Origin of the sequence: uncultured Gemella sp. (assembly GCF_963519265.1) — a bacterium.
GTDB lineage: Bacteria > Bacillota > Bacilli > Staphylococcales > Gemellaceae > Gemella.
The window spans coordinates 1-16398 of sequence record NZ_CAUQNQ010000010.1; the positions used below are offsets into that span (position 1 = coordinate 1).

At 29.1% G+C, this 16398-nt stretch carries 17 protein-coding genes; 15 read left to right on the forward strand and 2 right to left on the reverse strand.

Annotated elements, in window-relative coordinates; translation table 11 throughout:
• Positions 1-104: 104 nt before the first annotated feature.
• Positions 105-296 (reverse strand): DUF2929 family protein, encoded by a 192-nt coding sequence (locus RWN11_RS02395; protein WP_314160204.1) that lies wholly within the window; start codon positions 294-296, stop codon positions 105-107.
• Positions 297-543: 247 nt separating this feature from the next.
• Here RWN11_RS02395 and RWN11_RS02400 point away from each other — a divergent pair, with 247 nt between their 5' ends.
• From RWN11_RS02400 to RWN11_RS02440, 9 genes are all read left to right on the forward strand, one after another.
• On the forward strand, positions 544-1428 hold the full coding sequence (locus RWN11_RS02400; RefSeq protein WP_314160205.1) for an NUDIX hydrolase: 885 nt from the start codon (positions 544-546) through the stop codon (positions 1426-1428).
• A gap of 27 nt (positions 1429-1455) precedes the next feature.
• The gene (locus tag RWN11_RS02405; protein WP_314160206.1) at positions 1456-2160 is read left to right on the forward strand and encodes a YoaK family protein; all 705 of its coding nucleotides are present in this window, start codon (positions 1456-1458) and stop codon (positions 2158-2160) included.
• Positions 2161-2335: 175 nt separating this feature from the next.
• Positions 2336-3235: a tyrosine-type recombinase/integrase gene (locus tag RWN11_RS02410; protein WP_314160207.1), complete on the forward strand. Its 900-nt coding sequence runs from the start codon at positions 2336-2338 to the stop codon at positions 3233-3235.
• 12 nt (positions 3236-3247) lie between these two features.
• Positions 3248-3949 (forward strand): segregation/condensation protein A, encoded by a 702-nt coding sequence (locus RWN11_RS02415; protein WP_314160208.1) that lies wholly within the window; start codon positions 3248-3250, stop codon positions 3947-3949.
• A 1-nt stretch (position 3950) separates the two neighbouring features.
• Positions 3951-4499: an SMC-Scp complex subunit ScpB gene (gene scpB / locus RWN11_RS02420; RefSeq protein ID WP_314160209.1), complete on the forward strand. Its 549-nt coding sequence runs from the start codon at positions 3951-3953 to the stop codon at positions 4497-4499.
• Positions 4500-4508: 9 nt separating this feature from the next.
• A complete protein-coding gene (locus RWN11_RS02425) occupies positions 4509-5240 on the forward strand; it encodes a pseudouridine synthase (RefSeq protein ID WP_314160210.1) in 732 nt (243 codons plus the stop codon).
• Positions 5241-5261: 21 nt separating this feature from the next.
• A complete protein-coding gene (locus RWN11_RS02430) occupies positions 5262-5978 on the forward strand; it encodes a response regulator transcription factor (protein WP_314160211.1) in 717 nt (238 codons plus the stop codon).
• 11 nt (positions 5979-5989) lie between these two features.
• Positions 5990-7291 (forward strand): MurT ligase domain-containing protein, encoded by a 1302-nt coding sequence (locus RWN11_RS02435; RefSeq protein WP_314160212.1) that lies wholly within the window; start codon positions 5990-5992, stop codon positions 7289-7291.
• Positions 7292-7295: 4 nt separating this feature from the next.
• Complete coding sequence (locus tag RWN11_RS02440; RefSeq protein ID WP_314160213.1) at positions 7296-8030, forward strand: glutamine amidotransferase; 735 nt, start codon at positions 7296-7298, stop codon at positions 8028-8030.
• 256 nt (positions 8031-8286) lie between these two features.
• Here RWN11_RS02440 and RWN11_RS02445 read toward each other — a convergent pair whose 3' ends face one another.
• Positions 8287-9528: an aminotransferase class I/II-fold pyridoxal phosphate-dependent enzyme gene (locus RWN11_RS02445; RefSeq protein ID WP_314160214.1), complete on the reverse strand. Its 1242-nt coding sequence runs from the start codon at positions 9526-9528 to the stop codon at positions 8287-8289.
• Positions 9529-9674: 146 nt separating this feature from the next.
• On the opposite strand from RWN11_RS02445, the gene RWN11_RS02450 reads away from it, so the two are divergent.
• From RWN11_RS02450 to RWN11_RS02475, 6 genes are all read left to right on the forward strand, one after another.
• Positions 9675-10526 carry a type II CAAX endopeptidase family protein gene (locus tag RWN11_RS02450; protein ID WP_314160215.1) on the forward strand — a complete coding sequence of 284 codons (852 nt, stop codon included), beginning with the start codon at positions 9675-9677 and terminating at the stop codon, positions 10524-10526.
• Positions 10527-10769: 243 nt separating this feature from the next.
• A complete protein-coding gene (gene clpX, locus RWN11_RS02455) occupies positions 10770-11978 on the forward strand; it encodes an ATP-dependent Clp protease ATP-binding subunit ClpX (protein ID WP_314160216.1) in 1209 nt (402 codons plus the stop codon).
• Positions 11979-12000: 22 nt separating this feature from the next.
• Complete coding sequence (gene lon, locus RWN11_RS02460) at positions 12001-14298, forward strand: endopeptidase La (protein ID WP_314160217.1); 2298 nt, start codon at positions 12001-12003, stop codon at positions 14296-14298.
• Between the two features lie 2 nt (positions 14299-14300).
• On the forward strand, positions 14301-14897 hold the full coding sequence (gene yihA, locus RWN11_RS02465) for a ribosome biogenesis GTP-binding protein YihA/YsxC (protein WP_314160218.1): 597 nt from the start codon (positions 14301-14303) through the stop codon (positions 14895-14897).
• A 447-nt stretch (positions 14898-15344) separates the two neighbouring features.
• Positions 15345-15617: a 30S ribosomal protein S16 gene (gene rpsP / locus RWN11_RS02470; RefSeq protein WP_003145074.1), complete on the forward strand. Its 273-nt coding sequence runs from the start codon at positions 15345-15347 to the stop codon at positions 15615-15617.
• A gap of 135 nt (positions 15618-15752) precedes the next feature.
• Positions 15753-16397, forward strand: coding sequence for an amino acid ABC transporter permease (locus RWN11_RS02475; protein WP_314160219.1), 645 nt, complete (start codon positions 15753-15755; stop codon positions 16395-16397).
• Position 16398: the final 1 nt, after the last annotated feature.

Sequence of the window (16398 nt, forward strand, 5' to 3'; positions counted from 1 at the left end):
AACATTGTTCATATAATTATCTCCTATATTTAAAGAAAAAGTAGGAAGGAGGAAAGACTCCTCAATACCTACTTTACAAAATTTCTATGTATTTATTAAAAAAATTATTTTTCTTCGCGTTTTTTATCTAAACCTACTACGTCTAATAGCGCAACAAAAATAGTAAATAATACAGCTAGTATTGCACAGTCGCGAAGTGTATTAATCTCACCATTAGTTCCTAAAATAGATGAAACGATAAATACTATAACAGCTGAAAATATAAACGACCAAATAAGTGAAATAATATATTTCATTGTCACCACTCCTTAAATTTTATCTACAATATCTATTATACAACTATTCTTATAAACTAGCAAGATTTTTATTGATATTTTATATATTTATATGCCTTTTAAATTATAGAGAAAAGGTATAGAATTATTAATGATGGGTATGACGGTATTTTATAGGGGATTTTATGAAAACGATAATAAGTTTTCATAAATTGTAGCTATAAATAAAAAATATGTTATAATATATACAACGTTATGGAGGTTACCAATGTACCAAAAAGTATACATAGATAATAATATTGAAAATTTAATAACCGATGAAGTTAGGGGTGTATTTAATGATTATGCTGTACCGTTTAGTTTTATAGAAGACTCAAGTATTGCTGACAGAAATGCATTGTATTTAACTAATGATAAAGAAAAACTTAGTGATAAGTTAATAAATGTATTTTTATTGAGTGAAGAATATGATTTTTTAGATGTGAAAAATGCGATTTTTATTAAAAATATAGAAGATATAGTAAATGTTAGAAAAAACGATGTTTGGAAAAAATGGGCACAGGAATTACAATTTTTAGCGCAGTGCAGTTTGGCGTATAGTAAGGATAGATTTGATAGAGAGCGCTCTGAAAGAATTAGAGAAATTGCATGTGAGATGTTAGCGTTCAAATATGATTTACCACTTGAAAAGATAAAAATAGATTTTGCTGGTGAAATAGGATATCAAACACCAAAAGTTGAAACTAGAGCGGCGGTAATTAAGGATAATAAGATACTGTTGGTTAGGGAACAATTTGATGGGAAATGGGCGTTACCAGGTGGGTATCAAGATGTGAACATGAGTATTAGAGAAAATGTTATAAAAGAAGCAAGCGAGGAAGCAGGTGCTGTGGTTAAACCGCAAAAAGTAGTAGCAGTTCTTGATTATAATAGACATCATCACGTTAATTTTCCATTTGGTATGGTGAAGATATTTGTCTTATGTGAATATATTTCTCATAATTTTCATGAGAATACGGAAACTTTAGGTGCGGAGTTCTATTCACTTGATGAATTACCGGAATTATCGCTAACTAGAACTACGAAAAAACAATTAGAAATGTGTTTTGAATGTTCTAAAAATTCAGAAAATTGGGATACTATATTCGATTAATAAATTTTAGGAGATGGTTTTAAAAATATGAATTTACGAGAGACTTTAATAAATAAAAATCTTCCCGTGCACGAGCAACTCATGTTTTGTTTGTTGTTAACTGCGGTTGGAGGTTTTTTCGATGCTTATACATTTGTTAACTGCGATGGTATTTTTGCTAATGCGCAGACAGGAAATTTAATTTTTGTAGGTATAGACTTAATTGAAGGAAACTTTCGAGAGGTTTTACATTATTCAATACCGATATTATCTTTTGTAGTAGGGGTATTGGTGAGTAAACATATCGAAACGAAGTATAAAGAATTATCTATATTTAAACACATATATATGCTATTGCTTACACAAATATTTGCTTTGTTGGTTATATTATTTAAACATCAATATTTAGGTGTAGATATTAGACCCATTGTAATATCATTTATCTGTGCAATTCAGTTTGATGGTTTTAGAAAAGTAAATAATTTAGTTTTTGCAAGTGTATTTTGCACAGGTAATCTGCGCTCTATGAGCGAGCATTTATATAAGTATGTTGTTTTGAAGAAAAAAGAAAGTAAAACTCCTCTTGCGATTTATTCTACGGTTATCTCGGTGTTCTTATCGGGGGTAGTTTTAGGGGCTGCAATGTCAAAGATTTTCTTGCATAAGGCGATTTTTGTACCACTGATTATTATATGTATTAACTTATTTTTGGTTACTACTATTTATCATAAGTTTGGGCGAAAAAAAATATAAAATAATAAAATTTCAAGGCGATTTTAGATATCAGTTATTAACTTTTATAAACGTCTTGAAATTTTTTATATTTAAATAAAAATTGTTATAAATGCATTTACATAAAGTTTTATAGATGTTATAATCAATATAGAGATAAAAATTAGGGTAATTTTAATACTAAGGGGGTATTTTTATGAGTGAAACAGTATTAAAAAAATTCAATGAATATTTGTTAAATAGAAAAGAGTTTTCTACTAACACTATTAATTCGTACGATAGGGATTTGAAAAAAATCTTTTTATATTTAGCGGAAAAAGGGTATTCTACTGAAGATTATTCTTGGTTAAATGAAGAATTTGTATCTAGATACATTGATTACCTTAAAGATAAGGATTATTCTTCTGCAACTTTATCAAGAACTATTTCGACTGTTCACATCTTTGTGGAGTATTTATGGATTGAAAAGATTATTCCAAATAGAGTAAATATAGAAGTTCATATCGATAAAGAAGATCATCATGATTTAGTGATTTTCACAAGACAAGAAATTGCTAAAATTCTAGATGTGAAAACGAACAATTTAATGGGGTATAGAGACAAAGCTATTTTTGAATTATCTTATTCTATTGGAATTAAACCAACAGAGTGTATTAATCTAGAACTTAAAGATATTAATACTACTATCGGATATTTAAAATATAGAAAAAAAGAAGGCTATAGAACAATAGCACTTAATAGAGAATCAGTTGAAGCTATTGAAAATTATATAGTAGAGTTGAAAAAAGAATACCCAAAAATCAAAGATGATAGTAAATTGTTCTTGAATCATGACGGTGAAGGTATTAGTCGTCAAGGCTTTTGGAAAATATTCAAAAAACGTCAACAAGATTTAGGATTAACAAAAGAACTAAATACTATGAATTTTAGAAATTCTCTTGCTATTCATCTGCTTGAAGATAAGGTGCCTGCAGAAGAAGTTCAAGAGTTATTAGGTTTAAAAAATATTAATAGTTTAAAACTATATTTCTCTAGTTTGGAGGGAAATAAATCGAAAAGAATGATGACGAATCATCCAAGAAAAACGATTAATTAAAGGATAAAATAAATGTATAATGTTAACTTAGAGGTTTTTCAAGGCCCACTTGATTTGCTTTTGCATTTGATTGAAAAAATGGAGATAGATATTTATAATATACCTATAGCTCGTCTAACAGAGAGTTATTTGGAATATATAAATAATAGCGAAGAATTTTCATTAGAAAATGCAGAGGAATATATTGTAATGGCAGCAACACTATTACACATAAAGAGTAAAAATTTACTTCCTAAGTTTGAAGATGAAACTATAGAAGACGAAGAAGATTTGGTTCAGCAGCTTCTTGATTATAAAAATTACAAGGAACTTAGCGAAAAACTTGATAATCTTCAAAAAATTAGAGCACAGTTCTTAGATAAAGAAAGTGTAAATATTGAAGTAGAGGGTAGTATAGAAACACTAAGAATGCCTTCTTCGAAGTTGTTACAAGCTATGGAGAATATTCTTAGGTCTCTTGAAGATAAAGAAAATGATGTGTCATTGGTAAGTTATCGCAGAGAAGTTTCATTTGAACAGGTGAAAGAAGAACTAGTTAATAAGTTTAAAAACAGAAGAAATATGTCATTTTTCGAGTTGATTAAGTCATATTCGCAAAAGAATGAAGTTGTTTTGGTTTTTATGGGGATATTAGCGATGATTAAAGATCAGGAATTGCTATGTGTTGACAAAGATAGTGAAATCATTCTAGAATATAAATCGAAGGAAAATTAATATGCTATTAGATGAAATAAAAAAAATAATTGAGGCTTTGCTTTTTATGAAAGGTGAAGATGGACTTAATATTGAATATTTTTCTACTTTTATGGAAGTTGAGCCTCATGAAGCTGAAAATATGCTAAATGTATTTTGTGAAGAGTATAATAATGCTAATAATTCGCTAATAATTAAGAAATTTGGTACAACTTACAAAATGTTATTAAGAGATGAGATGGCTGAGGTAATAAAAAAAGCTGTAATATCTAAAAATCTTGTTAAGTTATCCAAAGCTTCTTTGGAGACTTTAGCAATTATCGCATATAATCAACCGATAACAAAAGTTCAAATCGATAAAATAAGGGGTGTAAGTAGTGATTCTATATTACACTCTCTTGTTAGTAAGGAACTTATAGTATCTAATAAAACATTAGATACTATTGGTAAGCCGAAGCTATATGAAACAACTGATATATTTTTAGATGTTTTTGGATTAGAAAGTTTGGAACAATTACCTAAATCAGAAATTGTTACTAGTGAAGAAATAAATAAATTTTTACAAAATTAGGAGGACGAGATGGCAGAAAGACTGCAAAAATTAATAGCGGCATCAGGGTATACATCACGAAGAAAGGCTGAACAACTTATTCTTGATGGAAAAGTGAGTGTTAATGGTGAAGTTGTAAAAGAATTAGGAGCTAAAGCGGAACCGAGTGACATTATTATCGTAGAAGGAGTACGATTATTAAAAGAAAATAAGAGATATTACTTATTCTATAAACCAGAAAAAGTAATTACATCTATGTCTGATGAAAAAGATCGTACATGTGTAAAAGACTTTTTTGAAAATGTTAATGAACGTGTAGTACCTGTAGGAAGATTAGACTACGATACTTCGGGTGCACTTATTATGTCAAATGACGGTGAGTTTATTAATTTAGTAACACACCCTAAGCATAAAATTAAAAAGACATATGTTGCAAAAATTAATGGAAAATTAGAAGATAATCATCTGAGAATACTTCGTAATGGGGTTAGAATCGATAATTATAAAACTGCTAAAGCGGAAGTTAATATTGTTAAAAATAAAAATAAGAGTGGAAATACACTAGTGAGATTAACAATTCATGAAGGGAAAAATCGCCAAGTAAGAAGAATGTTTGAAGCATTAGGTTATGAGGTGATTAAATTAAAACGTGAATCTATAGAAGATTTAACTTTAGAAGGGCTAAAAAAGGGTGAGTATAGACCTCTTACAATTCATGAAGTAAAAAGACTTATTAATAAGGCTAAAAATGGAGAGAAGTAAATAATTAGGAAGTGATGTATAGTGGCAGAGAGAGTATTAATAATAGATGACGAGGAAAGAATTAGAAAATTATTGACTATGTATCTTGAAAAAGAAGGATATATTGTTGATGAAGCTAGTAATGGTCATGATGGTTTAGAAAGATTAAAGTATATGGACTATTCTTGTGTGCTTCTAGATGTTCAACTACCGATGCTGAATGGGAAATCAATTTTATCGGAACTTAGAAAGACTAAGGCGACACCGGTGATAATCATGTCAGCTCAAGCTGATGAACAAAGTAGAGTTGAAGGGTTTGAATTAGGTGCAGATGACTATGTTGTTAAACCTTTTAGCCCAAGAGAGCTGATGCTAAGAATTAAAGCCATTCTTCAGCGTACAAAGAGAAGTGTCTTTTATACTCCAGAACTTTATGCAAAAGATGTACTTGTTTTTCCAGGGTTAATCATTGATGTTAATTCGCATAAAGTTATTGTCGATGACAGTGAAGTATTGTTAACTCCTAAAGAGTTCGATTTGCTACTATTTTTAGCTAAATCACCGGACAAGGCATTTAAACGTAATGAAATACTTCGTGCTGTTTGGGATTATGATTTTTATTCAGATCTCAGAACTGTTGACACTCATATTAAGCGTGTTAGGAAAAAATTTGATAAAATATCTCCAAAGGTTGCTCAGATGATTGTAACGGTTTGGGGAATAGGATATAAATTTGATACATCACAAAATAGTCTATAAAAGGAGAATATATGCTAGCATTTTATAGAAATTTAGCAAAATTAACTAGAACTGCGAGTAAATTAGCAGGGAAAAAGGGAACGGATTTACCTGGTAAGGTATTAAGAAAAGTAAATGATAATGTTCTTACTAAATTAGCTAGTGATTTTGATGAAATTGTTTTTGTAACTGGGACTAATGGGAAAACAACAACATCAAATCTTATCGGTCACACTTTAAAAAGTGCTGGTGAAAACTTTATTAATAATTTTGAAGGAGCAAATATGCTAGATGGTATTATCTCAACATTTGCTATTCAGGGAAGAAACAATACTAAATTAGCTATTATTGAAATTGATGAAGGTTCTATTAAACGTGTTATGAAATATATTACACCAACGAAATTTGTTATCAATAACTTCTTTAGAGATCAAATTGATAGATTTGGTGAAATAGACACATTAATTGCGACGATTGGAGAACAGCTTGAAGGGGAAAAAATCCAGTTAATCTTAAATAGTGATGATCCATTTGTTACAAGACTTTCTAACTATGGTGAAGATAATATTTATTTTGGAATTGCAAAGGATGCATATCAGTTTTCTGATTTTGGAATTTCTGAGTCTAAATTCTGTCCGAATTGTGGTATGGAGTTGATTTATGATCATGTTCACTATAGTCAACTTGGATTTTACCATTGTTCTAAATGTGATTTTAAACATCAAAGCGTTAAGTATGAAGTAACAAGAGCTTCAGTTGAACCTTTTATTAAGATGAGTATTAATAATGAAGAAGCAATAGAGACAAAACTAGCTGGAGATTATAATATCTACAATCTTTTAGCAGCTTATTCATTACTTAAAGAATTAGGGTTATCTGAAGAAAAGATAAAAAATGGACTTGGAACATACACTCCTACTAATGGTCGTATGCAAAGTATTAGTTTTGCAAATGGATCTACAGTATTATTAAATTTAGCGAAAAATCCGGCGGGGCTAAATGCATCGCTAGCTATTGCTAACTCAATTAAGGAAGAAATAAACTATTTATTAGTCCTTAATGATAACGGTGCTGATGGAATTGATATATCATGGATATGGGATACAGATTTCAATATACTAGCAGGACAAAATATTAATAATATAGTTTGTTCTGGAAAGCGAGCAAAGGAATTAGCTCTAAGATTAAAATATAGTGAAGTAGAAGCTAATATTGTAGTTTATGAAGATATATCAGAGGCTGTTACTAAGCTGAAAAATTATACTGAAAAATATGCGATTGCTATTCCGAATTACACAGCTTTAGTAGAAACTCAAAGAGAATTGGAGAAATAATTCTATGGATTTAAAATTATATCATTTTATGCCAGATAAATTGAATTTATATGGTGATATAGGAAATGTGATTGCACTAAAGAAACGTTGTGAATGGCGTGGAATTAATCTTGAAATTGAAAATATTACATCTACTGATGGTGTTAAATTAACAGATTGTGATATGTTTTTTATCGGTGGAGGATCTGATAGAGAGCAATGTATTGCAACTGAACAGTTTAGTAAGATTAAGAATGAGTTTAAATCTGCTATTGAAGATGGGATTCCAGCTCTTACTATTTGTGGGGGTTATCAATTTCTTGGTGAGTATTATAAAACTGTGGATGGCGATAAGCTACCAGGTTTAAATATACTAGATTTTTATACAGAATCAAAAAAAGATGCACCGCGTCTTATAGGTAATATACTCGTTGAATCTGAAAAATTTGGTAATATTGTAGGGTTTGAGAATCATGGTGGAAGAACATATCACAATTACGAAACTCTAGGAAATGTAGTGGTTGGATATGGAAATAATGATGAAGATAAAAAAGAAGGGATTCTATACAATAATCTGATTGGAACTTATCTTCATGGTCCAATTTTACCTAAGAACCCTAATGTAACAGATTATCTAATCAAAGCTGCATTAGATAACAAATATGGAACTTATGACTTTATTGAATTAAATAATGATATAGAGTTGAATGCTAATAAACACATGGTCGAACTGTTGAAAAGACAAATAAATAAGAAATAGGACTGATATAAGAGGTCTAAATTTAAAAGTTTATATGAAACTCATATTCATAAATGCAGTGGTTTGTTGGGGCTGACTCAAAAGTCCTAAATTTTTAAAAAAAGTGTATATTATAACTCATAGACGCAGTGGTTTATTGATTTCAAAAATCGCTTTATAAAAGCTTTTTTGAAATCTAATAAACTGTGCGGGAGTGACTTAACAAAATTGATTTTCCGAAATCATGATTTTTGAGTCACTCCCATTTTTTTATTTATTAAAATTGTTGTATACATTCTTTAAACTTAGTGATAAGTTCAGAAATTAATTCTTTATCTAAGCATGAGAATGCTATTCTTATATGTTCATCGTCCATTGAATACACTCCATATTTGTATTCATTTAAGAATTTTAATCTAAACTCGTGTGCATTAATTGTGCTAGGTAGTTTAATAGTGAAGAAATAACCAGAGTTGAAAGGTAAAACTGTAACTAAAGTATCTATTTGTTCTTTAATGATAGCTGATTTTAGTTCATTATATCTTTCTTGGATAATATTATCATTTTCTTCTTTTTCTTTAAGTGATGCTTCATTGTCTAGTAATCTTATTGCAATTTGTTGTGATAAGTTTGATGGTGATGATGTTGTGCTTCTTAAATATCCTTGTGTTTTTTCTTGAAGTTTTAGTCGTAATGAGTCATCCTTTGTGTAATATGTGATGAAACCTACACGTAATCCCCAACTATAATATTCTTTAGTGATTCCATCTAATTTAACTATTAGACAGTTTGAATTTTCTGCAAGTTTATATGTTGCACTAAGAGTAGGAGTTTTGTGATTATCTTCGAAAAATAATCCGAAGTAAGCATCATCAGAAACGATGATAAGTTGTTTATTTGGGTGCTCTTTAGCGAAAATGTTAATTACTTCAACTAATTGAGTTAATTCTTCATCTGATGGCGTATAACCTGTTGGGTTATTAGGAAAGTTTAATATTAATGAAATTTTATCTTCTTTAATTGCATATAGTGCTGTTTTAAAGTTTTCGACACTAAAATTATTATTTTCATCAAATTGGTTGTATTTATAGATGTTGTTCCCTAATTTAATTGTGTATATTTGTGCGTAGTTTTGCCAAAATAGATTCGGTAAAAGTAAAGCATCCTCCGCCTCACTAAATAAGTTTGCTGCAATATCAATACCTTGTGTAATACCTGTAGTTACCATTGGTAAAGATAAATATTTATCATTGATTTTAGGATTATCTTTTAAAATTTTTTCTTTCCATAATTCTCTCATTTTAGGTAATCCTGGTGTTGGAGAATATGGTAAATATTCTGAATTGTTTATTTCTGTTATGACTTTGTTTATTGATGGTAGTGCCATCGCTTTTTTGTTTTCTGTAGCAATACCAATTGTAGCATTAATTGCTCCTTCAACTGCGGCTGTTTCTTTTGATTGAATTAGTACATCTTGAGGTAAAATAATATTTTCACCTAATTTTGAAAAAAATGACATAGTATTCCTCCTATTTAGTATATAAATTAATTATACCATTAATAGCTGATTACTAAAAGATTTTAACAAGAGTATTTTTATAATCGTAGCTAAAATTTGTTATTTGTGGTAGGATAGTAATATCTGATTAAAGTAGGAGAATTTGAATGAAAAGTGTAGATTTATTAAAAAATAAAGGTGTAATGAATTTTACTCCGATATTCTTATTAATTATTGCATATTCGTTTTTACAAGGTATACTATTTGAATATATCTTTAAAAGTTTAGTTGGGTATAATATTATATCTGTTTTATGTTCGTATATATTATCAGCTGTTATTTTATTATTTTTTGTTAAGTATTTTGAAAAAACAACATTTGATTATTTTGGTTTTAATAAAGAAAATAATTTAATAGCTATTAAAGTTGGATTAGGATTAGCTATATTTTATGTTGTAGGAGTAGTAACTATTTTGTTAATGTCTAATAGCATATCTCTAGCACTATCTAAGGATTTAAAAATTGGTATAATAATTATTCTTATAATATTAGTTTTAATGCAAGGCTTTCTAGAAGAGATTGTTTTTAGAGGTTATTTGATGACTAGATTAGCAGCAAAAAAAGGGAAATGGATAGCCATTATATTGAGTTCGCTATTTTACTTAGTATTCCGTATGTCTAATCCGACTACATCAAAACTAGATTTAATAAATATATTTTTAATATCAATTGTAATGTCATTATTATATTGGTATTTTGATAATGTTTTAATTATTGCAATTTTTCATGCTTTTTGGAATTGTATTTCAGGTGTGATATTTGGGTTTAATATAAGTGGGATTAGGGTATCTGATTCAATATTTATTGTTGAGGCAATTAGTGATAAACAAATACTAATCGGGGGAAGTTATGGAATAGAAGGTAGTATTATTACTACAGTTTTCTTTGCTATTTTAGGACTTTTGGTGTATATGGGCTTATATCTAAAAATGTTTAGAAAAATAGCAAAAAATAATTAGAAATTGACTAAGATATAAAATTTTAAGATTATTATTTTATATCTTATTTTTTATTGTTTTTAATGCTAAAAAGTAAAAAAACAATCAGTTCAAATGTTCTTATATTAATTATTTTTAGTACTATTTGCTAGTAAATATAGATAGAATATGTTATAATAATGTGTATCTTTTTGGGCTTTATATCGATTTGATAATAAAAAGATAATAAGATATAAGAAAAGTTCAATAATGTGAGGTGTAATTATGGTTAAAAAGAAAGATGAAGTAAGATGTTCTTTTTGTGGAAAAAATACTAATGAAGTTTTTAAAATGATTGCTGGGAATGACGTATTTATTTGTGATGAGTGCGTTGATTTATGCTCAGATATCATAGATGAAGAAATTGACTATAGAAATGCAAAAAATAAACCGGTATTTAAATTATTAGAACCTCAAAAAATCATGGAACATTTAAATGAGTATGTAATTAGCCAAGATAAAGCTAAGAAATCAGTAGCGGTGGCTGTTTACAATCATTATAAGAGAATAATAGCAAAAGAAAACAAGGGTATAGAATTACAAAAAAGTAATATTGCTTTAATAGGTAGCACTGGATCTGGGAAAACATTAATAGCGCAAACATTAGCGAAGATGCTTGATGTGCCTTTTGCAATTTCTGATGCAACTACATTAACAGAAGCTGGATATGTAGGGGAAGATGTTGAAAATATTCTTCTTCGACTTATTCAAAGTGCGAATTACGATATAGAAAGAGCGGAAAAAGGTATTATCTATATCGATGAAATTGATAAAATTGCTAAAAAAGGTGAAAATGTATCGATTACACGTGATGTTTCTGGGGAAGGGGTTCAACAAGCGCTTCTTAAAATTTTAGAAGGGACTGTTGCTAGCGTTCCACCGCAAGGCGGAAGAAAACACCCTGGGGAAGAAATGATTAAAATCAATACTAAGAATATACTGTTCATAATTGGGGGTGCATTCTCAGGTATTGAAGAAATTATTAAGCGCCGTCTAGGAGAGAAAGTTATTGGTTTCTCTAAGAGTGAGGAATTAAATGATAGTGAGGATATCATTTCTAAAGTTAAACATGAAGATTTAGTTAAATTTGGTATGATTCCAGAATTTATCGGTCGTATTCCAGTTGTTTGTTATTTAGAAGAACTAGATGAGAAAGATTTAGTTAGAGTATTAACTGAGCCTAAGAATTCTGTTGTTAAACAGTATGAGTATCTTTTTGAACTTGATGGAGTAAAACTAGTATTTGAAAAAGAAGCTCTTGAAGAAATTGCTAAAGAATCGATTAAGAGAAAAACAGGAGCGCGTGGATTACGTTCTATTATCGAAGAGTTGTTACTAGATGTAATGTTTGAGATTCCAAGTAAAAAAGATATTAAAACTTGTACCGTAACGCGTGATAATGTAATTAATAAAACAAAACCAATTTTAAAATAAATAGGTTAGAGAGGAGTTCGTTTTGACAAAATATTATTTATTAGAGAATAGAGATTTATTCTTTCCGTCTAATACTTATACAATAGATGTAACGGACAAAAAATTTTTAAAAACGATAAAAACTGTAAAAAAAGATAAGATCCCAGTTTTTGTAACATATAAGAGAAAACCAATTGATAGTTATGATGATTCTTTTTCTGAAGAGGATGTATTTGATAGTAATGGATTCAATGTTTTCTTTGGGACATATGGTCAACTTACAATTGATAAAAAGAATAAAAAGTATGAATACCACTGCTATGGTATAGCCGAGGTTAAAAGTGGCGTTTATAACAATAATATTGTAGAAAATTTAGATATTAATATAAGAGAAATTGTAGATAATGGATTTGATAAAATATCTTTATTAAATAGCATTAGAACTAATTTCCTTAATTACTTAAAAAGAGAAAACTTTGATATTGATTACTATAAAACTGATGATTTGGAGAAGTTTATAAATAAAAACATTAAATTTTTCCCAATTGATAAGATTCTTAAACAAAGAGTGTTGTTTTTACTAGATTTAGAGAAAAAAGCAATATTCTTAAATAGAAGTCTAGAAGCATTCTTAGTTGGTAATAGTTTTAAACGAGAAATTGATGAGAAAGTTCGTACAAATATTGATAATCAACAAAAAGAATACTTTTTACGTGAACAGATGAAAGTAGTTCAAGATGAACTAAGACAAATTTCACCTGAAGATGATGATATTGAAAAAATTCGTCAAGCGATTAATGAAATCGAATTATCTGAGGAAGATAAAGCAGTATTATTAAAGGAAGTAGACCGTTTAGAGAAAACACCGGTGATGAGTCCGGAACATTCTATAATTAGAACTTACCTAGATACTGTAGTAGCTTTACCATGGAATACATTAACTGATGATGAAATTGATATACAAAATGCTGAAAAAATTCTAAATGAAGATCACTATGGCTTAGAAAAAATAAAAGAGAGAATTTTAGAATTTTTAGCGGTTAAAAAATTAAGAGAAGATATGAATTCTCCAATATTATGTTTATCTGGACCTCCGGGAGTAGGTAAGAGCTCATTAGCTAAGTCTATTGCCGCTTCTATGGGAAGAAGTTTTGTACGTATTTCTCTAGGAGGTGTTCATGATGAAGCTGAAATTCGTGGACATAGGAGAACATATTTAGGTGCTTTACCAGGTAAAATTATTCAGTCACTGAAGAAAATTAAGACTAAAAATCCTGTAATTCTTCTTGATGAAATCGATAAGATGGCTTCTGATATAAAAGGTGATCCGGCGGCTGCGATGCTTGAGGTGATTGATCCAGCTCAAAATAATGAGTTTGTTGATCATTATTTAGATATTCCGTTTGATTTATCGAAAGTGCTGTTTATTGCTACTGCAAATAATTTAAGTTTAATTCCAGCCCCTCTTAGAGATAGGATGGAAGTTATTGAACTTGAATCATATACGATTAAAGAAAAGGAAAATATTGCTACTAAGTATTTAATTCCACGTCAAATTAAAGAAAATGGACTTAAAAAAGGTCAAATTACTTTTAGTAAACAAGCTATTAATAAAATAATTAATGGATACACTTATGAGGCTGGCGTTAGGAACTTAGAGCGTGTCTTTGGCTCTGTTTGTAGAAAAGCTGCGTTAAAAGTTCTTAAGGGAGAAGAAAAAATCAAGGTTGGAGTTAATAATCTTGAGGAATTTGCGGGTCCAGAGAAATATAGTGCCAAAGATAAAAATGTAAAACCTGAGATTGGATTAGTTAATGGTTTAGCATATACTGTTGTAGGTGGGGATACACTTGAGATAGAAACAGGAATTTCTAAAGGTAATGGGAAAATCATTCTAACTGGTAAGCTAGGGGATGTTATGAAAGAATCAGCACAAATGGCTATTTCATTCTTACGCTCTAATGCAGAAAAATTAGAAATTGAAGATGTTAATTTCTCAGAAATTGATATACATCTACATGTTCCAGAAGGAGCAGTTCCTAAAGATGGTCCATCAGCAGGTATTACAATAACTACTTCAGTTTATTCAGCTTTAACTAAAAAGCCAGTCGATAATAATATTGCAATGACTGGAGAAATGACCCTACATGGTAAAGTGTTGCCAATAGGTGGAGTTAAAGAAAAAATCTTAAGTTCAGAAAAAATGAATATTAATACTATAATTATTCCAACTAAGAATAAGAAAGATTTAATTGATATACCTGAAGAAGTTCTTGAAAAATTAACTATTCACACAGTAGACAATATTCAAGAAGTGTTTAAAATAGTATTTGGAGAATAAAAATGAAAAAGTTAAATACACATAATGTAGATTTACTTATAAGTGCCGTATCGAAAAAACAATATCCAGAACATGAAAAACCAGAAGTTGCGATGTGTGGTCGTTCAAACGTTGGGAAATCATCTTTTATTAATACAATTTTAGAGAGAAAAAACTATGCTCGTGTTTCTTCTAAACCAGGGAAGACTCGTACACTAAACTTTTTTGATGTAGATAATCAAGTTGTTCTAGTAGACGTACCGGGATATGGATATGCAAAATTATCAAAACCTGAAAAAGAAAAACTATATGATATGATAGTTGAGTATTTTACTAATAGTGAAAACCTTGGATTTGTATTACATTTAATTGATAGTAGACACAAGCCTTCTCAAGATGATATTGAAATGAATGAATTTTTAAACTACTATGAGATTCCATTCGTAATAGTTATGACAAAAATTGATAAAATATCAAAAAATGAATTGGCTAAAAATACAGGAATTATAAAACGAGAATTAGACCTAACGAATAATATGGCAATTATTCCATTTTCTTCGGTTACTAAAATAGGTAAAGAGCAAGTACTTAGTGAAATTGCTAAAGTATTGGAAGATTAATATATGAAATAGAGGTGAGGAGTGGCTCGAAAATCGTGATTTCTTAAGAAACAAGATTTTGTCGAGTCACTCCCACAAAGTTTATTAGATAACTAAAAAGCTGTTATGAAGCTAATTTAGATGTGAATAACTCACTACAACAATGAGTTCTTATATAGCCTATTTTAAAATTTAGAATTTTTAGGTTATTCCTATATAATATAGGTTAATTTTTATAAATATTTTATCTTTACATGATAAAACAAACCTGTTATAATAAGGTTCAGGTGAGTCAACAAAAAAAGTTGACATTTTTCACCGAAAAGTATTGACATACTTTTATTTTAATGTTAGAATTATATCTAGCTTAGAAAACTTAGCGTTATAGATTCAACTTTTTCATTAAAACACTTCATAAACACACACACATAAAATTAATAAAAAAGTTGAAACATAAGGAGTACAAACATGGCAGTAAAAATCCGTTTAAAAAGATTAGGTGCTAAAAAATCACCTTTCTACCGTATCGTTGTTGCTGATTCAAGATCTCCACGTGATGGACGTTCTATCGAAACTATCGGTACTTACAATGCTGTTAAAGAACCAGCAGAAGTTAAAATCGATGAAGAGTTAGCATTAAAATGGTTAGGTAATGGAGCTCAACCTTCTGACACAGTTAGAAGTTTATTATCAAAAGAAGGAATTATGAAAAAATTCCACGATTCAAAATTAAATAAATAAGATATTTAGCCCCTTAGTAAAATAAGGGGTTTTTGTTTGTTTGGAATTGTGTTATAATATAGTAAAATTTTAAATAATATCCGACTACATGGCTGTAGGGTGAGGTTGAAATATAATATAATAGGAGGATAATATATGGAATATTTAATAGAAATATTACCTAGTTTAATGAACGGTGCTCTTATAACACTAGAAGTATTTTTTCTAGTATTAGTTTTGTCTATACCGTTAGGGATTGTTATTGCTTTTATAATGCGTTTTAATATAAAATTATTAAATTATTTTATTAATATCTATATATGGATTATGCGTGGAACGCCATTATTACTGCAGTTGATTTTTATCTACTATGTATTACCATCTGTAGGAATACGTTTTGATAGACTTCCAGCGGCTATAATAGCATTTACATTGAACTATGCAGCTTATTTTGCTGAAATTTTCCGTGGAGGTATTGAATCGATACCAAAAGGTCAATATGAAGCAGCAAAGGTATTGAAATTTACTCAGTTTCAAACAATTAGATACGTTATATTACCGCAAGTAGTTAAAATAGTTCTACCTAGTGTATTTAATGAGATAATGAGTCTTGTTAAAGATACATCATTAGTGTATGCATTAGGTATTAGTGATTTAATATTAGCAAGTAGAACAGCAGCCAATAGGGATGCTAGTTTATTACCAATGTTTGTTGCAGGAGCTATTTATCTAATTTTAATAGGGGTAGTAACGCTTGTATCTAAACAAGTAGAGAAACGTTATAATTATGATAGGAGGTAAC